23 protein-coding genes are annotated in these 20,112 nt (G+C 42.0%); 16 read left to right on the top strand and 7 right to left on the bottom strand.

What is annotated here, in order from left to right; all coding sequences use genetic code 11:
• Nucleotides 1–112: 112 nt before the first annotated feature.
• Nucleotides 113–367: a hypothetical protein gene (locus V1502_RS05440; RefSeq protein ID WP_409253359.1), complete on the top strand. Its 255-nt coding sequence runs from the start codon at nucleotides 113–115 to the stop codon at nucleotides 365–367.
• A 95-nt stretch (nucleotides 368–462) separates the two neighbouring features.
• Here the strand turns inward: V1502_RS05440 and qoxD are convergent, their stop codons facing one another.
• The 4 genes from qoxD to qoxA are packed head-to-tail and all read right to left on the bottom strand — an operon-like array spanning nucleotide 463 to nucleotide 4,347.
• Nucleotides 463–765 carry a cytochrome aa3 quinol oxidase subunit IV gene (gene qoxD / locus V1502_RS05445; RefSeq protein WP_409253360.1) on the bottom strand — a complete coding sequence of 101 codons (303 nt, stop codon included), beginning with the start codon at nucleotides 763–765 and terminating at the stop codon, nucleotides 463–465.
• A 1-nt stretch (nucleotide 766) separates the two neighbouring features.
• Nucleotides 767–1,372, bottom strand: coding sequence for a cytochrome aa3 quinol oxidase subunit III (gene qoxC, locus V1502_RS05450; RefSeq protein WP_409253361.1), 606 nt, complete (start codon nucleotides 1,370–1,372; stop codon nucleotides 767–769).
• Nucleotides 1,362–3,338: a cytochrome aa3 quinol oxidase subunit I gene (gene qoxB, locus V1502_RS05455; RefSeq protein WP_409253362.1), complete on the bottom strand. Its 1,977-nt coding sequence runs from the start codon at nucleotides 3,336–3,338 to the stop codon at nucleotides 1,362–1,364. Before qoxB ends, qoxC begins: the two co-directional genes overlap by 11 nt.
• The gene (gene qoxA, locus V1502_RS05460; protein WP_409253363.1) at nucleotides 3,328–4,347 is read right to left on the bottom strand and encodes a cytochrome aa3 quinol oxidase subunit II; all 1,020 of its coding nucleotides are present in this window, start codon (nucleotides 4,345–4,347) and stop codon (nucleotides 3,328–3,330) included. Before qoxA ends, qoxB begins: the two co-directional genes overlap by 11 nt.
• A gap of 483 nt (nucleotides 4,348–4,830) precedes the next feature.
• Here qoxA and V1502_RS05465 point away from each other — a divergent pair, with 483 nt between their 5' ends.
• The 3 genes from V1502_RS05465 (at nucleotide 4,831) to V1502_RS05475 (ending at nucleotide 7,399) form a co-directional block, all read left to right on the top strand.
• On the top strand, nucleotides 4,831–5,841 hold the full coding sequence (locus tag V1502_RS05465) for a DUF3231 family protein (RefSeq protein WP_409253364.1): 1,011 nt from the start codon (nucleotides 4,831–4,833) through the stop codon (nucleotides 5,839–5,841).
• A 238-nt stretch (nucleotides 5,842–6,079) separates the two neighbouring features.
• The gene (locus V1502_RS05470; protein WP_409253365.1) at nucleotides 6,080–6,940 is read left to right on the top strand and encodes an aminoglycoside phosphotransferase family protein; all 861 of its coding nucleotides are present in this window, start codon (nucleotides 6,080–6,082) and stop codon (nucleotides 6,938–6,940) included.
• Between the two features lie 117 nt (nucleotides 6,941–7,057).
• Nucleotides 7,058–7,399, top strand: coding sequence for a nuclear transport factor 2 family protein (locus V1502_RS05475; protein WP_409253366.1), 342 nt, complete (start codon nucleotides 7,058–7,060; stop codon nucleotides 7,397–7,399).
• Nucleotides 7,400–7,502: 103 nt separating this feature from the next.
• Here the strand turns inward: V1502_RS05475 and yhfH are convergent, their stop codons facing one another.
• The gene (yhfH, locus tag V1502_RS05480; protein WP_409253367.1) at nucleotides 7,503–7,637 is read right to left on the bottom strand and encodes a protein YhfH; all 135 of its coding nucleotides are present in this window, start codon (nucleotides 7,635–7,637) and stop codon (nucleotides 7,503–7,505) included.
• 202 nt (nucleotides 7,638–7,839) lie between these two features.
• Between yhfH and V1502_RS05485 the strand changes: the two genes are divergently transcribed.
• From V1502_RS05485 to V1502_RS05535, 11 genes are all read left to right on the top strand, one after another.
• On the top strand, nucleotides 7,840–8,574 hold the full coding sequence (locus V1502_RS05485) for an MBL fold metallo-hydrolase (RefSeq protein WP_409253368.1): 735 nt from the start codon (nucleotides 7,840–7,842) through the stop codon (nucleotides 8,572–8,574).
• 24 nt (nucleotides 8,575–8,598) lie between these two features.
• Nucleotides 8,599–9,585, top strand: coding sequence for a lipoate--protein ligase (locus V1502_RS05490; protein ID WP_409253369.1), 987 nt, complete (start codon nucleotides 8,599–8,601; stop codon nucleotides 9,583–9,585).
• 118 nt (nucleotides 9,586–9,703) lie between these two features.
• Nucleotides 9,704–9,844, top strand: a complete 141-nt coding sequence (locus V1502_RS05495; RefSeq protein WP_409253370.1) for a hypothetical protein — start codon at nucleotides 9,704–9,706, stop codon at nucleotides 9,842–9,844.
• Nucleotides 9,845–10,380: 536 nt separating this feature from the next.
• Nucleotides 10,381–11,934: a fatty acid--CoA ligase family protein gene (locus tag V1502_RS05500; protein WP_409253371.1), complete on the top strand. Its 1,554-nt coding sequence runs from the start codon at nucleotides 10,381–10,383 to the stop codon at nucleotides 11,932–11,934.
• Nucleotides 11,935–12,203: 269 nt separating this feature from the next.
• Nucleotides 12,204–12,980: an enoyl-CoA hydratase-related protein gene (locus tag V1502_RS05505; protein ID WP_409253372.1), complete on the top strand. Its 777-nt coding sequence runs from the start codon at nucleotides 12,204–12,206 to the stop codon at nucleotides 12,978–12,980.
• A 449-nt stretch (nucleotides 12,981–13,429) separates the two neighbouring features.
• The gene (locus V1502_RS05510; RefSeq protein ID WP_409253373.1) at nucleotides 13,430–14,182 is read left to right on the top strand and encodes a YdcF family protein; all 753 of its coding nucleotides are present in this window, start codon (nucleotides 13,430–13,432) and stop codon (nucleotides 14,180–14,182) included.
• Between the two features lie 555 nt (nucleotides 14,183–14,737).
• Nucleotides 14,738–15,463, top strand: a complete 726-nt coding sequence (locus V1502_RS05515; RefSeq protein WP_409253374.1) for an AzlC family ABC transporter permease — start codon at nucleotides 14,738–14,740, stop codon at nucleotides 15,461–15,463.
• A gap of 13 nt (nucleotides 15,464–15,476) precedes the next feature.
• Complete coding sequence (locus V1502_RS05520) at nucleotides 15,477–15,767, top strand: AzlD domain-containing protein (RefSeq protein ID WP_409254285.1); 291 nt, start codon at nucleotides 15,477–15,479, stop codon at nucleotides 15,765–15,767.
• Between the two features lie 281 nt (nucleotides 15,768–16,048).
• Complete coding sequence (locus V1502_RS05525; protein ID WP_409253375.1) at nucleotides 16,049–17,308, top strand: M48 family metallopeptidase; 1,260 nt, start codon at nucleotides 16,049–16,051, stop codon at nucleotides 17,306–17,308.
• A 420-nt stretch (nucleotides 17,309–17,728) separates the two neighbouring features.
• Nucleotides 17,729–17,863: a hypothetical protein gene (locus V1502_RS05530; protein ID WP_409253376.1), complete on the top strand. Its 135-nt coding sequence runs from the start codon at nucleotides 17,729–17,731 to the stop codon at nucleotides 17,861–17,863.
• A 29-nt stretch (nucleotides 17,864–17,892) separates the two neighbouring features.
• Complete coding sequence (locus V1502_RS05535) at nucleotides 17,893–18,096, top strand: hypothetical protein (RefSeq protein ID WP_409253377.1); 204 nt, start codon at nucleotides 17,893–17,895, stop codon at nucleotides 18,094–18,096.
• Nucleotides 18,097–18,128: 32 nt separating this feature from the next.
• Here V1502_RS05535 and V1502_RS05540 read toward each other — a convergent pair whose 3' ends face one another.
• Complete coding sequence (locus V1502_RS05540; RefSeq protein WP_409253378.1) at nucleotides 18,129–18,368, bottom strand: IDEAL domain-containing protein; 240 nt, start codon at nucleotides 18,366–18,368, stop codon at nucleotides 18,129–18,131.
• A 421-nt stretch (nucleotides 18,369–18,789) separates the two neighbouring features.
• Between V1502_RS05540 and V1502_RS05545 the strand changes: the two genes are divergently transcribed.
• Nucleotides 18,790–19,377 carry a competence protein ComK gene (locus V1502_RS05545; RefSeq protein WP_409253379.1) on the top strand — a complete coding sequence of 196 codons (588 nt, stop codon included), beginning with the start codon at nucleotides 18,790–18,792 and terminating at the stop codon, nucleotides 19,375–19,377.
• A gap of 116 nt (nucleotides 19,378–19,493) precedes the next feature.
• Here V1502_RS05545 and V1502_RS05550 read toward each other — a convergent pair whose 3' ends face one another.
• Entirely contained in the window at nucleotides 19,494–19,883 is a 390-nt protein-coding gene (locus tag V1502_RS05550; RefSeq protein WP_409253380.1) for a hypothetical protein, read from the bottom strand.
• Between the last annotated feature and the right edge of the window lie 229 nt (nucleotides 19,884–20,112).

Below are 20,112 nucleotides of genomic sequence, written 5' to 3' on the forward strand. Positions count from 1 at the left end.
TCTTCGCCCTAAATTAATTTCGCCAGCTAAAAACTATTTTTGAACTTTTTTAGAATTTTATTTGACAAATCTGTGAACAAACATAAAATAGTATATATAGGGGGAGATACGGATGAGTAATAATAAACAACAACTTTTAGCGGCTGTGAAATGGCTTTCTGCTGGAGGCACAGCAATTGGACTAATGATTACTTTTTATAGCTTTTTTGTAAGCGGTATCACACAGGAATATATGCTTTCGATCGGAATCGGTGTGATGGTCGGATTTATGTTTATCTTTGGAACGATGATTTTCTTGCCTCTGATTGAGGAGTTTACAGGTAAGAGCAGACCTGAAGTGAGCGGAATGATCAAGAACAGAATATAAACTTGCAAAAAAGGCTTGGAGATGATCATCTCCAAGCCTTTTTTGTGTTTACTTTTTCAAAGCACATATTGGCGGCCGTTACAACCGCATTACTATTAATGAGCAGCGTGCCCGGAAGTCAGTACCCAGATCGAACCAATCACAATGACGACTGCACAGAATACTGCATAAATAATATTGATGATTTGTACCTTACCATCTTCTCCTTCATTGACATGCATGAACATGAACAATTGAAGGCCGGCTTGAACGACTGCCAGTGTTCCAATGACCCACATCACAATTGTGAAGGAAAGACTTGTTTTTAATGCAACCCATGCTGCTGCAAAGGTGAGGACGAGTGACATGATAAAGCCGACAACATGGCTTATTGGATAACTTTTTGTACTCTGTTCCATGTTACATCACCAATCCTTTCAGATAAACAAATGTGAAGATGAAGATCCAGACAACATCTAGGAAGTGCCAGTACAATCCGATGATAAATACCTTACGGGCGGTGACAGGAGTCAGCCCTCTTTTTACAAGCTGAATAATGACCATTACTGCCCAGAAAATACCGAATGTAACGTGGGCACCGTGAGTTCCCAGCAGGACGAACAGGCTGGAAAGGAAGGCGCTTGTCTGGATTGTTGCACCTTCATGGACATAATGAATGAACTCATTGATCTCCATGTATAAGAAACCGGCGCCAAGTCCAAGGGTAATGATTAACCAGGTAATCAGGCCTTTTAAGTTACCGCGTCTCATCTCAAAGATAGCCAATCCACATGTAAAACTGGATGTTAAAAGCAGTACAGTCTGAATCAAGACTTCTTTGACCATAAAGATATCCTGGTGTGTCGGACCACCGGCATAGCGGTGGCTCAACACGGCATATACAGCAAACAATGTAGCGAAGAGGGCAATCTCAGCTCCAAGGAATATCCAGAAACCGAGAATGTTTAAACGGTTCTGTTCTGTTTGATACTCTAAAGGAAGGGACGTATCGACTTTAGCTGACATGTTTATTCACCTCTCCTTTTTTGTTTCTCCAAGAACGTTCAACTTCTTTAATTTCTTCGACAGGAATATAGTAGCCATCGTTGTAATCAAACGAACGGTAAATCAATCCTGCAATGATACCAAGAGAGGCAATGATTGTTGCTAACTGCCACTCGAATACAAGGAAGAATCCAGCGATCCCGAAGAATACGCACATGATGAACGGCAATCCTGCGTTGCTTGGCATGTGAATCTTCTTGATGTCTGAGTCGCTCAATGTCAATCCTTCATTATTCTTTTTCATATACCAGAAAGCATCAATCGCTTTCACTTCAGGTTGTGTTGCAAAGTTGTAGTACTGAACAGGAGAAGCGGTTGCCCACTCCAGTGTTCTTGCATCCCATGGATCGCTTGAAATATCACGGTCTGCATAACGGATACTCCAATAGATGTTATAGCAGAATACGGCGAATCCTGCTGCAAGAATGATAGAACCAATGGCAGATACTAAGAACAACTCAGAGAAACCTGATTCAGCTGAGAAAGTGTAAGAACGGCGTACCGCACCTTTCAGTCCCAGGAAAAACATCGGCATGAATGTTACGTTGAATCCGATGTTGAACAACCAGAAATGCCATTTTCCTAGCTTTTCGTTCAGCATGTGGCCGAACATTTTTGGCCACCAGTAGTACAAGCCGGCAAATACCGCATAAACAACACCAGGAATCAATACATAGTGGAAGTGAGCAACCAGGAACAATGTATTATGGTATTGATAATCGGCTGCACCCATGGCAAGCATGACACCTGTTACCCCACCGATTGTAAACGTCGGAATGAAGGCTAATGCCCATAGCATGGCAGTTGTCATCTTAATGCGGCCTTTTCTCATTGTGAACAGCCAGTTAAAGATTTTAACACCTGTCGGAACCGCAATCATCATCGTTGTAATGGAGAAGAAGGAGTTAACCGCAGGACCTGAACCCATTGTATAAAAGTGATGGACCCATACGACCATACTCAGTACAGCGATACCGACAATCGCATAGACCATTGATTTATAACCAAATAATGATTTACGTGAGAATGTAGCAATGACCTCAGAGAAAATCCCGAAAGCAGGCAAAGCTACAATATATACTTCAGGATGTCCCCATAACCAGAACAAGTTGGCCCAAAGCATATCCATTCCTCCGCCTGAAACCGTGAAGAAATGGGTACCGAAAATACGGTCTGTCGTCATAAGCGCCAATGCAACCGTGAAAATCGGGAAAGCAGCGACGATAATGACTGACGTAATCAGCGTAGTCCAAGTGAACATAGGCATCTTCATTAGTCCCATGCCTTTTGTTCTCATTTTCAAGATCGTTACGATAAAGTTGATCCCTGTCATCAGTGTACCGATACCGGCAATCTGCAGGGCTACCGCATAATAGTTATTCGCTATACCCGGGCTGAACTCTTTACCAGCCAGCGGGAAGTACGATGTCCATCCGGCATCCGGAGATCCTCCGATGACGAATGAAATGTTAAACAGCATCGCTCCTGCAAAGAAAAGCCAGAAACTTAAAGCATTCAATTGAGGGAACGCCACATCACGTGCTCCAATTTGAAGCGGAACGACAACGTTCATTAATCCAATCAAGAAAGGCATCGCCATGAAAAGAATCATGATTACGCCGTGTGTTGTAAAAATTTCATTGTAATGCTGTGAACTCAAAAATTCCATTTCGGGTCTGGAGGTCTGTGCCTTCATCAGCAGCCCGTCAATACCTCCACGGAAAAACATCAACACAGCTGCAATGATATACATAATCCCAATTCGTTTATGGTCGACGGTTGTAATCCATTCCCGCCATAACCAGGTCCATTTCTTTAGATAGGTAACACCAAAAACGACTCCGATCATGGTAAGTGCAATGGAAATCTGAGCTCCTAGAATAAGTGGATCTCCTGTTACGAAAAATTCATCCCATTTAATGCCCATGGTTGTCACCTCCGTGTGAGTCATCTTCTTCACCACTATGTCCGCTGTGTGAATCTCCGTGTCCATGATCATCAGATTCTTCTTTATCACCAGCGTTTTTATAGTTATCTTCTTCTTCAAACGTTTTTCCCTGATATCCGTGGTAGCGGTATAGTTCAGGATTGGTGTACGTTTTGGAATCTATATCGGAATGGTCGACCCAGGCAAGATGTGTATTGTTAAAAGTCATTCTGCCTAAGTGCGTAGGCTTCAAAAGCTCTTCATATTTGTCTTCTGTAAGCTTAGGAGCTGTGTCTTTTACTTCTTTGACCCACTCATCATAATCTGATTGAGTTTGAGCCAGGACTTCAAATTCCATTTCCGCATAGCCGCGGCCATTGAAGTTTGAGTTTTTCCCTAAGTAAGAGCCAGGATTATCCGCTGCAAGATACAATTCTGTTTCCATTTTAGCCATCGCATATTTCTGGCCGCCTAATGCAGGTACCCAGAACGATTGCATGGTACTTGCAGACGTAAGCTTGAATAGTATAGGAGTATCTTCAGGAATGTTGACATAGTTTACAGTCTCGATGCCTTCTTCAGGATAACTGAAAATCCATTTCCAGTCGGCAGCCGTTACATGGATAGTAATAGGTTCTTTCTCTTCCAGTGTTTCTGGAATCTCTTCCAAACTATAAAGTGTTTTAACTGTCGGAATCGTCAAGGCGATGACAATAAGGATCGGTATCCCGGTCCAGATGATTTCAAGGAGTGTGCTGCCGTGTTCTTCAGGCGGCTCATAATCCATGTTTTCTGGTTTTTCTCTGTATTTCCAGATGATATAAGCAAATAATGCGAAAACGACTACCACTACAATTAACATCCAAATGAGTGACCAGTTAATCAATTCTGTGATGGACCTTGCCACTGGGCCCTGCGGTTCGAATACAACCATATTCGTTTCACATCCACTTAAGAAAAGCACTAATGATAATGGAAGAAATATCAGTAAAGGCTTTAGTGATTTCATCTCTGTTCCTCACCTTCTTTTTATAAATGTCACAAATTGTTCAAAATTTGTTCAGTATTTCACAAACTTATTGAAAAAAATTTATTTATGGAAGAAGAACGATCCAAGACAATCGTGTCTTCTAGTAAGTGAATAATATCACAAGTGGCTCGGTTAATTTGTTACAAAAAAAGTAAGGTTGATTTTTACAATCTGAAGATAGTGTGGATGACCCCTTGAAATCCTTGATATATCAAGGGTTTTGTGGATTTTTGAAACTGTGACAAGAATTCGAACGTTTGAAAAAGGAACAAATTATTAAGCTGCTGAAACGTAATCCCATAGGCTCAGCCGCGCTTTTGAAGCGGAAATCAGCTATCTTATCCTACCAACAACAATATCTACATAAGAGCCTTGAAAAAACACCTTCTGGAAAAGAATTTACATCTTAATGAGAATTCAAGGTCATAATATAGAGGAATAAGAGTACCGACGAGGTGACCTATGGAAACAACGCATCAAACCGATCTTACATCTGCTGAAATTGCTATGCTGTGGAATACGTATATGGCTGACACGATGGCATACTGTATATTGCATCATTTTTTAAAAACCACCGAAGATAAGAGCATTGATCCGGTTATTAAATATGCATCCGAAATCGCCAAAGAACATATCGAAGTTATCCGGGATTTGTTCATTAAGGAGAATCTGCCGGTGCCGAATGGCTTTGGGAAGAATGATGTCAATTCAGAAGCCCCAAAACTATTTTCTGATGTCACTTATTTGAGATACATTCATCACGTTGGAAGAAGCGGGTTGAATGCCTATTCTCTTGCAAAGGGCGTGATGGCGCGTAAGGATGTTCGCGAGTTGTATACTAAGTGGCTTCAGCAGTCAGACAAATTATTTGATATGGCCAGCGAAATCATGCTGGAGAAAGGTGTCTTTATCCGTTCACCCTATATGGCTTATCCTGAACGAGTGGAGTTTGTGAATCAAACCGATTTTATGGGAGGTGTGTTTGGGAAGAAACGTCCTTTGCTTGCGATGGAGGTTGCCCACCTCGGCACGAATATTGAGGTGTCTAATGTGGCGAAAACGCTCCTGCTGGGTTTCAGCCAGGTAGCACAATCAAAAACGGTGGCAAATTATTTTAAAAAAGGATACGATTCCTCCCGGAAACATAATGAAAAATTTATCTCCTGCCTAAAAGAAGATGACAACTCCTATCCCTCTACCTGGGATTCTACCATTACTTCTTCAGTAGTAAGCCCCTTTTCGGACAAGCTCATGATGTTCCAAATCTCAGGGTTGAATTCGATTGGAATGGGCGATTATGGCATGGCTCTTGCAGCCACAATGAGAAAAGACATTGTGTTAATGTATGAGTCGTTACTAATGAATTTAGGCAAATATGCAGATGAAGGGGCAAAGATCATGATCAGGAATGGGTGGTTTGAAAAGCCGCCTCAAACACTGGATAGAGATAAATTAAGAAAACAAAAGAAATGAATTTTACAGAAAATTCCAGGTGAAAGTGTTGAATTGGCTGCACGGTTTCGAAATAAATCTTTACTTTTAATTTTCATATAGGATCTAGTTGGAAAAGGCTGTCGTATTTTTGCGGCGGTCTTTTTCTATGAAACTGTTGACACACACATCTTTTATTCTGAAAATCAGAGTAAGTGTGACTAATTAAGAGTTCCAAGGTTGACGGAAATAGATTATATCCAGGGGGGGGAATCAGGGAGTGAATGCTGTACAAAAAACAAAAGAATTGATCGCCAAAAAAGTTCTTCCTCAAGGAACAGAAGTGTTAAGGAGGCTGCAGGGCGGTACCGTCAGTGAATTATATTTATTAGGAATTGAAGGGTCTCCACGTTATGTCATTAAAGCCAATGTTCCTGAAGTAATCGAGTCGGAAGCTTCTTTCCTTAAGTTTTACGAAGGGACAGGAATCTTACCAGAGCTTTTGTACAAAGATCCGGATGATCAATATCTGGTCTATCCTTACGTAAAGGGAGAAACAGCCCATCGCCTTGATAACAAGCGTTTTATTCTCGAGACTGTTGTAAAGGGCTTTATTAATCGGTATAAAGAAACTGACTGCCTGAAGGGGTGGGGATGGGTCGATGAACCTGTACCAACATGGGAGGATTTTATTTTAAACAGGGTGGAGGAAGCCAAGCAAACTCTGGCAGGGCACTTGAAAGAAAGCGATGATGAGCTGATAGGAAAACTGATGAAAGAATCATCTTTGAATGGAAGTAATACAGCCTATTTGCTTCATGGTGATTGTGGAGTTCATAACTTTTTGATTGAGAATGGTGAATTGTCCGGTATTATCGACCCTGCGCCTGTCATCGGCCCGCCTCTTTATGATTTGCTGTATGCCTTTTGTTCCTCACCGGAAGATTTATCGGCAGAGACGATTTTATATTGCTGGGGACTTTTAGAGTTCAAAAGCAGCTTGACTGATGTTGAGCTATATAGGGAAGTCTTGATCATCCTGTATATCAGGCTCGCGACTTGCCTGAGGCATCATCCTCAGGATTTTAATGAATATAGAAAAGCATGGGCCTATTGGAAGGCGAAAGTATTATATACTTAAAAGGCCGATCTAGAAGATTGTTACTTTTTACATTAACTCTTCTGGATGTTTTTACAAATGGTTGTTTGTAGTCGCACACCTGAAGAAAAGTCAATTAAAATGTCAGGAGGGATCATAGTGGGTGATCAGTCAAAACACCTTGCCCAAAAGCAGCTGGATGCTTATAATGCGCAAGATATAGAGGCTTTTCTTGACTGTTACAGTGAAGATGTAACAGTAATGGAGTTTCCGTCGAACAAAGTGATGTACAAGGGAATCGGTGAGATGAGAGAGCGTTATACGCGGATGTTCGAAGAGAATCCGAAAAATCATGCAGAGCTGCTTAACCGCATGACAAAAGGAAATATTGCGATCGATCATGAGTATGTAACAGGCAGGGCAAACGGCAAAGAAGTCTATGCTGTAGCAATGTACGAAGTCTGTGATGATAAAATAAAAAACGTATGGTTTGTTGTTTGATCTGGACGGATGAAGAAGCAGCTTCTACTTGGCTGGAGAAAACGATTAAGAAAAAACACAACTAAAGCTGAAGCGGATAGGCCGCTTCAGCTTTTTATTGTGTTTACAGTTCGTGATTGGTCATACAGTTATCGCAATGGTTGCCGTAGCATTCATGCTGCTCTTCGATATGCTCTCCGCATTGTACACATTGCTTCTTAGGTAAGTTTCTGAAAAATTCCACCACATTTGTTAACATGTTGATCACCCTCCGCTTTTAGTATACCCCAATTGTTATATAACTGATTTATTTATTTTCTATATTGTATTATAACAGATTGTATTTCGTCAATCCTTTTGTATCTAAATCTTAAAATAATGAAAAAATAGGCGTATTGAAGTATAGTGGATATATGAATGAAAATCATTCTCAGACAAAGATGCGGAAAGGAGAAATTTCTTTGAAACTGACTGTAATCGGACACTGGGGCGGCTATCCGAAGAAAAATGAAGCAAGTTCCGGGTATTTGCTGGAAGAGCAGGGATTTAAGCTGCTTATCGACTGTGGCAGTGGTGTATTGTCCTTCTTGCAGGAACATATCGAAGCATATGAATTGGATGCTGCGATTCTGTCTCATTATCATCCTGATCACACCGCAGATATCGGTGTCCTTCAGCATGCTCTGTTAATCCAGAAGTACCTTGGCAAATATAATAAAACACTTCCTTTTTATGCCCACAACGAAGATAAGCAGGGCTTTGAGTCACTTACATATGGAGATTTAATGAAAGGTACAGCATATAACCCGGATAAAACTTTGAGTGTCGGCCCTTTCACCATTACGTTTCTAAAAACTAAGCACTCTGTACCATGCTATGCCATGAGAATTGAAGCTGGCGGCAAAACTCTCGTCTATACTGCTGACTCAGCCTACCAGGATTCTTTTATTCCATTTGCAAAGGATGCTGACATCTTTCTTTGTGAATGTAACTTTTATGGTGACATGGATGGAAGCGGAGCAGGTCATATGAACAGCCTTGACAGCGGCAGGACTGCAAAAGCTGCAGGTGTAAAAAGGCTTGTGTTGACACATCTTCCTCATTTCGGCGACTTGAATAAACTTGTACAGGAAGCCGGCGGAATTTTTAAAGGAGAAATTATTCTGGCCGAAAAAGACTTGGAACTAAATATATAATAGAATTCAAGGAGGACTTAACCCATGAAATTCATCGATAATAAAGGCATTACCGATCCGCGGATCAATCTCGCAATCGAAGAGTACGCTTTGAAAAACCTGGATATCAATGAAGACTATCTGCTGTTCTATATCAATGAACCATCCATCATCATCGGGAAAAATCAGAACACGATCGAAGAAATCAATACAGAGTACGTCGAAGCTCAAAACCTCCATGTCGTCCGCCGTTTGTCCGGCGGCGGGGCAGTGTATCATGACCTCGGGAACCTTAACTTCAGCTTCATCACTAAAGACGACGGAGAAAGCTTCCATAACTTCAAAAAATTCACCGAGCCGGTCATCAAGGCGTTGAAAAAATTAGGAGTGAATGCGGAATTAAGCGGAAGAAATGATATCGAAGCAGAAGGCCGTAAAATTTCCGGAAATGCACAGTTTTCAACCAAAGGAAGAATGTTCAGTCATGGTACCCTGTTGTTTGATTCAGAAATTGAAAATGTTGTCTCTGCACTGAAAGTCAGAAAAGACAAGATTGAATCGAAGGGGATCAAGTCTATTCGCAGCCGTGTAGCCAACATCTCTGAATTCCTTGAAGAGAAGATGTCGATAGAGGAGTTCCGCTCAATGCTTCTCCGCTATATCTTTGATGAGAACGAAGTGGAAGAATACGTGCTTACTGTAGAAGACTGGAAGAACATCAACGAACTGTCGAAAGAAAGGTATCAAAACTGGAACTGGAACTATGGGAAGTCTCCAAAGTTCAACCTGCAGCATTCACATCGTTTTCCTGTCGGCTCCATTGATATCCGGCTTGAAGTCAATAAAGGGGTCATTGAAAACTGCAAGATATTTGGTGACTTCTTCGGTGTGGGAGATGTCAGTGAAATTGAAGACAAACTGACCGGTTTGAAATATGAAAAAGCTGAAGTGGAGCATGCGCTTGAAGGAGTAGAGATTCAGCACTACTTTGGCAATGTCACGAAAGAAGATATCGTTAATTTAATCTACTAAAGACAGGCAGGCATTCCATTTCACCGGAGGATTTTTTCTTCAAAACAGGTTAATTCGGTATGCTTATGGATAAAACATAGGTAGAGAGCAGATTTGAAGAAAGTGGTGATGAATTCAAATGGAAAAAGCTCAAGTCAAACGATATTGCGAAAATGATAAGAAAGAAACAATTCATAATGCCGTCGAGGATGCACTGGAAATTCAATATAAGTGCACCGTCTGCGGACGTGAAGAACAGGTAGTTAAGAATTTCTTCTAAACAGATAAATGCATGCTTTGTTAAGCGTATGGGCTGATCATGTCCATACGCTTTTTTGTTGTGAAGAAGAAACGTCCGCCTAGAGAGGTGGAAATTAGGTTGAAGGGGTACGAATAGAGTTGAAACGTCCCCCTAGAGAGGGGGAAATTAGGTTGAAGAGGCACGAATAGGGAAGAACCGTCCCCCTAGAGAGGTGGAAATCAGGTTGAAGGGTAACGAATAGGAGAGAAACGTACCCTTAGAGAGGTAGAAACCAGGTGGAAGGGGCAAGAATAGGGAAGAACTGTACCCCCAGAGGAGGAGAAATCCCCCTGAAGGGTAACGAATAGGAGAGAAAGGTACCCTTTAAGAAGGAAATCACGGGGGAGGGTGACAATAGGCCCTGGATTGATATACCGTAATTCGATAATTTTTTCATGTATTAAAACTACAGCCCTTGAATAAAATGTTTTCTTTATATAAAATATATTTTGAAAACTTTTAATTTTTAAATGAATGACTATTCATTCATGTTTCTGAAAAAGGGGAGGGAGAACATGAATCTTTCAGCACGTTTACAAGAGTCGGCAAAGGTCCATGCAATGAAGCCTGCGTATTATTTTATGGGGCAGTCCAGTACATATGGAGAATTGAATGGAGCCGTTAACAAGTTTGCCAGCGGGCTTGAAAAGCTTGGCCTTGGCAAAGGGGATCATATTGCACTTGTGCTAGGAAACTCACCTCATTTCATCATTGCTTTGTACGGTGCTATGAGGGTGGGCGCTACGGTCATTCCAATCAATCCAATTTACACACCGGATGAAATAGGATACATCATGAAAAATGGGGATGTAAAAGCCGTGGTGACACTGGATATTCTGTTGCCGCTGGTTGAAAAGATGCACCATCATCTGCCGGAGGTGCAGCACTTCATCTATTGTGAAACAGGGGATGAAAGAGCAAAAGGGATTCAGCCTGAACAACTTTCAGCATCTCCTAAATTGAAATCGTTTTCACAGGTGGTGGGTTGCGGGGATGTTACTTTCATGGGGCCTGAATTGAATGAGGAAGATACAGCAGTAATTCTTTATACTTCAGGAACAACAGGCAAGCCAAAGGGAGCGATGCTGTCGCACAAAAATCTTTATTCAAACGCCAGGGATACAGGGGAATACTTGAAAATGAATGAAGATGACAGAGTCATCACCACTCTGCCGATGTTCCATGTGTTCTGTTTGACGGTAGCCCTGAATGCGCCATTGATAAGCGGTGCCACATTGCTGATTGCACCGAAGTTCAGTCCGCAGGATATCTTTACACTGGCAAAAGAATATGAACCGACAGTTTTTGCAGGAGTACCAACCATGTACAATTTCCTTTATCAGTATGAGGAAGGAAACCCTGAAGATTTCTCGACTTTAAGGCTGTGTATTTCAGGAGGGGCTTCCCTTCCAGTAGCACTTCTTAAAAACTTTGAGAAGAAATTTAACGTGGTGATCTCTGAAGGGTATGGCCTGTCCGAGGCATCACCTGTTACTTGTTTCAACCCGCTTGACCGTCCGAGGAAAGCAGGCTCTATCGGTACTTCCATCGTCAATGTGGAAAACAAAGTGGTCAATGAGCTTGGAGAAGAAGTGCCTGTCGGAGAAGTGGGAGAACTGATTGTCAAAGGTCCCAATGTCATGAAAGGCTATTATAAGATGCCTGAAGAAACCGATGCGGCAATCCGTGACGGCTGGCTTTATACCGGCGACTTGGCCAAAGTGGATGAAGAAGGATACTTTACGATCGTCGACAGAAAGAAAGATATGATTATCGTCGGAGGCTATAATGTGTATCCACGTGAAGTGGAAGAAGTATTATACAGTCATCCCGAGGTAGTGGAAGTGGCTGTCATCGGCGTTCCAGATCTTGAGATGGGGGAAGCGGTAAAGTGCTTTGTCGTGAAAAAGAACAGCGCTTTGACGGAGCAAGAGCTTATCGCTTATTCCAGTGAGCATCTGGCTAAGTACAAGCTTCCAAGTTCCATCGAATTTTTGGAAGAGCTGCCTAAGAATACGACAGGAAAAATTCTGAGAAGGGCATTAAAACAACAAGTCGTACAATCTTGATGAACAGGGCTTGTTTCCGTCAGCACCCGCTTTCGGAAATGAGCTCTTTTATGAGTTTTTAGGTTTTTCTGCTTTCATTTTGAGGTGACTGAGTGATGGGCACAGGTTTATATGCAAGCGAAGAGGGGTACAGCCCGCCCTGCGGAGTCAGGTTCTTGCTGCAGAAATCATGCCACCTTTTGAATCAGCAATGTTAAAAGGTTTTTTACAGCTTTTGTCGAAAGAGATAATGGAAGCGGTTTACTTAGTATGAACAAAGGGGGATACATATGGAAACAATTTTGCTGGAACAGCGGGAGCATCTTGGAATTGTAACGATCAACAGGCCTGAAGCGATGAATGCCTTTAACTATGACACTTTGACAGAACTGGAAAGCGTCGTTGAATCGATCAGGATCAACCCGGATATCCGGGTAGTCGTATTTACAGGGGCAGGGGAAAAAGCGTTCAGTGTCGGGGCTGATCTCAAGGAAAGAAAAACATTGACGGAACAGCAAGTGAGGAGAAATGTAAACAAAATAGGGGACGTGTTCAATTCTGTTTCCACTCTTCCGCAGCCCACTATTGCAGCAATGAACGGTTATGCATTTGGGGGCGGCATGGAGCTTGCCCTGGCCTGTGACTTCAGGATTGCTGTAAGCGGTACGACTATGGGGTTGACGGAGACCAGTCTGGCGATTATTCCTGGAGCCGGGGGCACACAGCGTCTTCCTCGCTTAATTGGGGAATCCAAGGCAATGGAGCTTATCCTGACAGCCAAAAGGCTCAAATCAGAAGAAGCACTCCAGGTCGGCATGGTGACCAAAGTGGCTTCTGAAGAGTCATTCATGGAGGACGTTTTGGCATTTGCCAACGATATGCTGGCGAATGGACCGATTGCCTTGCAGCAGGCGAAGTTCGCCATTAAAAACGGCATGAATACGGACTTGCAGACAGGACTGCAAATTGAAAGAAAGGCATATGAAATCACGATTCCCACCGAGGACCGGGTGGAAGCGCTGGTTGCCTTCAGTGAGAAACGTAAACCTCAGTTCAAGGGTAAATAAGAGACGTAAACGTAAAGAAGCATATCCTTATCGATATGCTTCTTCTTCCATTTCATGGGTGAAAATATTGGTGTATCCGCACAAATTGCAAAATAAACGAAACTTGTAAGCTGAATCATTCAATTTTTCTACAAGATCTACCTGTTGAGGGCCGGTAGTCAAACTAAAGACAGCGAATGAAGGTGAGTCGACTAGCGGGGAGAGGGGGTACACCCATGGCAGGATCCTCTGGCAGCTTTCACATTTGTGTATACTTGAAATCTCTTCCATAGAACACCATCCAATTTATGTAAGATATTTATGCTGGGTCCATTTTACCATTCAGACCAGTGAGGTATCTACAGTTATTCCTAGAATTATATATTTTAAGTAATTTGACCGGTAAATCAGACATATATAGGTTTAATTAATGGTAAAATGAAGTTGATTTTACTTTGAAGAGGTATCTTATGAAACGTAAACCATTTTTAATTATTTGTCTGGCAGCAACTTTAATTTTTTTGACTTTCAGCGCACTTTTTGGGGTGACATTTGGAATTGTATTTATTTTAGCGAATCTGCTTTTGGCATCATTTTTATACTACTCCCGGGATGGTGAAAATAGCTTATGGCGGCATATTCACAAAGCACTTTTAATAGGATATGCCTTATTTCTGTTGTCCTTCTCAGCGGTGCAACTGCTGCTTCTTTCGGAAATGGGCAGCGCCCCCCCAGAAGACATTAACACTGTTGTGATCCTCGGAGCCGGTCTGAAAGGAGAGGAACTCTCCCAGACTCTTGAGACAAGACTGGAGGCCGGGGTGGAGTATCTCCGTGAAAATCCTCAAATTCCCGTAATAGTGTCCGGCGGCCAGGGAGAGGGGGAAGATATCCCTGAATCAACAGCAATGGCCCGGTATCTCGTGACTCACGGGATATCGCCCGAGCGCATCACAGAGGAAAATCAATCGACGACGACATATGAAAATCTTCGGAATTCAAAGCGCATCCTTGAGGAAAAAGGAGCCGAAAATGAGCGTATCTTAATCATCACCAGTGATTATCATGTATTCCGCGCAAAATTGATGGGAGAAAAACTTGGCCTAGAGTGCAGCGGATTAGGCGGCGAATCTGGATTCTTTATAAAAATCAATTATATGATCAGAGAATATTTTGCGGTAGTGAAGGCTGCGGTTATTGGTGGAGAGGCGGAATCGAGGTAGTAGTGGACTGCGGGTTGTCCAGTTTCCCCCCTTGAACTGAATCGAGTTCTTATCGAAGTACTAGTTTCATGGCATAGTAGTCTCATAAGCGTTTGCCGTACTTTTCAGATATTAACTGTGTCTCTTGAAAAGACCATCTAAGGCGGAAAAGGGAGAAAAATTGGTCTTATGAAAGGTTTAGAAATAAAATCTGGATTCCAAGGCAAGCGGGCTCAAGAAGCAATATCCGTCTGAGCTCAAAGCAAAGAGCCTAAAGGGATTTATTAGGTCATCGTCATTTAGGGAATTCAAAGTAAATAGACTCATGAGGTTGGCGTGAACAGATTCCTAAAAAAAAGCCTCTCACATGTAGTCCCCGTCTCACCAGGCCCTCAACTGGGCTAACATACGCCTGCTCCTTTGTCCTCCTATGGCAGCTTCTGACTGTGACATAGGAAAAATAATTTGAAATCATTAACAATTATTCTTGTATACTAAAATCTTCCTCGCTATAATATAATGAAATTATTTATTTCGGAGATTGATATATTTTACATAGACGGGGTGGGAGTGAAAGTGGAAGCATTGATCAATACTAGAAAAACTGGCGGTGAGTTTCGGGTCGGATTGCAGGCGGGAGTCAGTATTGCTGTCGGCTACTTTCCGGTTGCCCTGACATTCGGGCTGCTTGCGCGGACAACTGGTCTGACACTGTATGAAACCGTGCTGATGAGTCTGCTTGTATTTGCAGGGGCAGCGCAATATATATCACTGAGTTTGATTGCCATCGGAACGGGCGCATTTGAGATCATCCTGACAACATTTATCGTAAATATCCGTCATTTTCTTATGTCTGCCTCCCTGAACGAAAAGCTTGAAAAAGAAAAGGGCTGGGTAAAAGCGATTTATTCTTTCGGAATAACCGACGAGACCTTCACAGTCATCTCCGTGAAGGACGGGAAAGTGAGGACATCCTTTGCGTTTGGAGTCATTCTCATTTCTTATGCAAGCTGGGTCGTGAATTCGGGACTGGGATATATTATTGGGCAGATTCTTCCTCAGTTCCTTCAGGTAAGCATGGGGGTCGCTTTGTACGCGATGTTCGTCGGCCTGCTCGTTCCATCCATGAAAAGAAGCATCAAAGTGGTCTATCTGGCCGGGACTGCCGCTGCATTAAACAGTGTTTTTCTTTTTACAACAAGCATCTCAGAAGGCTGGGCCATCATGATTGCCACCCTTATTTCCGCTGTCCTTGTGGAATTTGTGGCGAGCAAGAAGAAAGGGGAGACGCTCAGTGAATGAAACAATTCTGATCATGATTATCGGAATGGCCGTTGTAACCTACATTCCCAGACTGGTCCCGCTCATCATGTTTCAAGGAAAAGAGCTTCCTCCCTTTTTACAGGGCGTCTTGAAAAATGTCCCTTTTGCGGTATTGGGAGCATTGATTTTTCCAAAAATCCTGTTGATTCAAGAGGGAGATATCTGGTTCGGGGCTGTCGGGGCTGCCGCTGCCTTCCTGCTCGCCTATTTGGGAGCCAACGTGATTGTCGTGGTGCTGGGAGCCATTGCGGTGCTTTCTGTATACTCGCTATTTTTCATTTAGGGAAGAATCTTTGGTTCTTCTCTTTTTTTTGACTAGAAATTCACAAATACACCTTTAGTGGATAACATCTACCTGTGTTATTAAGTCTGGCTACCATTGGAACGCAGCCAGCCACTTCGCCTAATCAAGACGCTTTCACATTTGTTTTTGTTTCTGATAGGTTCTGTTTATAGTGGTAAACTAAAAACAGAAAAGTCCAACCTGTATTTATAAACTGCTTGTTCTATTTATTGGGACATATTATTACATATAGTAAAGAGGAACGAAGGGAGGAATGAGTATTGCGAAAGTGGGCTTTCAGAGCCGTGCTGCTCTATTTGCTTTTAGGAGTATTCTTTTACGCGTATCTATACTTTTTGGCGGATTCAACTTTACCTGATGTCTATAAAGGAAGCAGTGCCGATCCGGAAACATTTATGAACGGCAGGGAACTGATGCTGAGTGAAGAATATTCAAAAATAAAAAATTTATTGTTTTTTCTTTCTACCCCGTATGAATGGCTGTTTTACTTCCTGATTTTGATACTCGGTGTATCGAGTGCATTTGAACGGTGGTCTCAGGCCACATCCAAGTTTAGTGTTCTTCAAACAGCGATCTATCTATTCTGGCTTTCGCTGCTGTCCAATTTGGTTATTTTTCCTTTTCAATATATATCCTATAGAATATCGAAAGCGTATGATATATCAACACAGAATTTCTCGCAATGGATGAAGGATGAATTGACAGACTTCTGGGTCAATTATTTGACGATGTTCATCATCATTACAGTTCTTTACTGGCTGATCAGGAAATTTCCAAAGAGATGGTGGCTGGCTGCGTGGGCTTTGTCCGTTCCCTTCACCGTCTTCATGATGTTTATCCAGCCGGTTTTAATCGACCCTTTGTATAATGACTTTACTACTTTGAAGGATAAAGCCTTGGAAGAAAAGATCCTTTCTCTCGCTGACCAGGCAAATATCCCGGCTGAACATGTGTATGAAGTGGATATGTCTTCTAAGACAAACGCACTTAACGCCTATGTTACCGGAGTGGGAGCCAACTCCAGGATTGTCCTCTGGGATACGACCATCAACAAGCTATCAGAAAAAGAGATCCTGTTTGTGATGGCTCATGAAATGGCCCATTATGTTGAAAAGCATATTTACATCGGAATTGGTTTGTATCTTGCTTTCTCTTTTTTCGGATTATGGATTGCGGCAAGACTCATGAATTATTTCGTTAGTAACCATGGTGATAACATTAAGGTAGACAAAGTCTCGAGCTTGAGTTCCCTGCCGCTTTTCTTATTGATCACGTCCATGATGATGTTTACCATCAGTCCTTTCTCAAATTTAATATCCCGGTATGAAGAAACGCGTGCCGATCGATATGCGATTGAAATGACGGGTGACAAGGACGCCGCCATTTCTTCCTTCCAGGAGTTATCCAGAGTAGGTTTGAGCCAGGTCAATCCTCCTCTGCTGGTTAAGATCTTCCGATACGGACATCCGACAATGCTTGAAAGGCTGATCATGCTGCAGGAATATGACACGGAGCAATGAAGCTATACTCCCTTCCATTCGTATAAACAATGGGAGGGATTTTTTTATCGTGATGGATTTCTTCCATAAAGTCTCTTTTCTAAAACTTTGTTGCTATTTACTATAAAGTTAATTAGATATAGCGATAATTCACAAAAATTATCCTAGTAAACAAAAAAGAAAAGGTCAAGTGAAGGAAGAATTTAGACTTTATAAAACGCTGTTTTCGTATATAATGTTGCTCTCTGAAAAATCCAAAGAGCCGGATTTTTCCCTTGGAGACAAGGGCTTTTTACTCTGAAAAAGGTGAATTAGCTCTTTTCTTACTTGTTAATCAGGCTATTCCTGGTTAATTAAGTAGATTTTTTTAAAATTTGTATTAAATAGCAACAATGTTTACGAAAAGAGCCTTATAAAAAGTGGAACAGCAGACAGAATCAGTTGAGATATGAGATTCGTGAAGAACGCTTTAAGGTTCCACTCGATAAAGAAAATCGCGATGTAGAAAAGCTTGAAGGATGGACAATCACTGGAAAAAAGGTGAACGACTGCAACAGGAAAAGGAAGAGGCTGTAAAAGCCAAGCTTAAATAGGATGAATGGTATATGACAGTGGCAGAGCTGGAAAAAGTAGACATGGAAGTTTCAGACCAGGATAAAATTAACCGGACCATGACCCAGGTTTCCGATACGAGGAGCAGGATTTCCAGTCTTTCGTCCAGGCTGGCGCTAACGGCAAGGGGACTCACCCGGGAGATAAGGGACACAGAAGAGGAAAAAAAGAAACCTGGAGACTGCCTGAAAAAATAAAGGTGGACTGACTTTTTAAGTCAGTCCATTGATTATATGCCATATTCCTCGTTCAGATTTTTTAATTGAAGCGAGAGTGTCATGAATTTTCGTTTATCGCGCTGATCAAGGGCACAGTCCAATTCTGCCTGCAATTTTCTCTTTTGATTCATTAAGCTGATTTCATTCAGCACCATATCAACATAGATTTCATTCAGAGTCATCTCGGTGGCTGTTTTCCGTGAATTTGCATTTGCTTTCATCAGTTCTGAAGAAGTTCTCTTTTTATCCATAAGCTCACCCCTGAAGTCTTTTTTTATAAAGCACACTACATAAAGCCGATGTAACACCATGGCAGGTATCATCAAATCTCCAGTGGATAACATCAACGGTTTATTCATGCGCAAGTGATGGGTTGCTGAAGCTTGATCATTTCCGGAAATTTATGCTGGTCTGTTTGGGTCAGTGATTGAAGTATCCTTTGACAAAAAGAACGAAAAACCTTGAAGTGTTTATAAAGAAGCTCCTTTTTGGGCCCTCCGGATTTTCCGGTGAAAAGAACTTTTTTTAATTATATGAGAAAAGTCACAATAAAACAACGTAAAAATTTAAATTTTCTGAAAAATTATTTTGGGTAAAATTTTGGAAAAATTCAGTGTTTATTTTTGGAAGATTATGTTATTATATTAGAGAAAATGTAGAGGAGGCGGAGGAATGGTCGAAAAATCTCGAATAATTGAAGAATATGAAATCAACCCGTATACAATGCTGATTATGCCGATTGAATATGGCGCAAGAACGTATACCCAAATTTATGAAGGGGACGAAACATTGTTATCACCCTTTAAGCCTTTTGATATCATTAAGAAAAGCTGCGAATTCTTTGGGTCTTCTTATCAAGGCCGGAAAGATGGAACAAAACGTTTAACCGGCATCACCCATAAAGCCCCCATCATTGTAGATCCTCATTCGTCCATTTATCTATTCCCAACCACTTCACCAGCAAAATCAGAATGCATTTGGGTATCCCATAATCACGTACATTCCTATACGAAATTAAACAGCAAAGAAATCAGTGTGACGTTCAGGAACCGCTTAACCTTCACACTGCCCATGTCCTATGCCAGTTTTGAAGCCCAGATGATGAGAACAGCGATGTTAAGGATCAACTTTCAGCATCGCATCATGAATGCGGAACGGAAATCATCCTCGCAGAATCTTGCTGCCGGTTATCCCGTCAGAGCTTCGGAACAGGTTCCTGCTTATGGCTGGAGTCAAAAAACGTCCGGCGAGGAGCTGTAAGATCGGTTAAAAAGGAGAAAAGTCCGGCAGGTATAGAACCCAATCTGTACCTGCCGGACTTTTGCCTGTGGATGCATGTGTATTTCTTGGAGTTGGGGTGTTCCTGAGTGAGGTCCTCACGCTTTTTTGCTTTCCTGGGGTTCGATTTTGAGGAAACGCTGATACAAATAATACCTCAGCAGCTCCTCGACCCGGTTGCGAAGGCGGGGGTTGAAGTAATTGTGATGCTCCTCATATCCCTTATAAAGAAATAAATACATAGTGAAGGCATCGTCCGATTTGATTCTTTCCACTTTCATTCCATTCAGTTTCATGTGCTTTTTTACACCTGCAAGTTCGCTTTGAATGATCTTCATCGTTTCCTCGATCAGCTCCAGGTAGGGTCTTTTCAGTTTGAAGGGGCTCTTTTCCACTACAGTGAAATCCCTATCCAGCACAGTCAAGACCATTGGCAGGTATATCGCCTGCTCTAAGATGTTTCGATCTTCCTCAGATATCCTGGTCATAATTATGCTCCTTTGTAGAAGGAATTACAGAACGTTTGTTCGTATAATTTATTTTACGTACTTTTTACCAAATTATCAATATCCAATATTGCAGAACACAGTCGAATCCCAATCTTTTTTCCATAGTATGGGTGATTGTCCCTGAAACTAACCACCTTTTACTCTTTCATTCTAAAAGGTGGTGTAAGCTCCAGGTTCATGACCGCCCCGCGGAGTCACGCATCTGGAG

Origin of the sequence: Rossellomorea sedimentorum, from assembly GCF_046237645.1 — a bacterium.
GTDB classification, from domain to species: domain Bacteria; phylum Bacillota; class Bacilli; order Bacillales; family Bacillaceae_B; genus Rossellomorea; species Rossellomorea sedimentorum.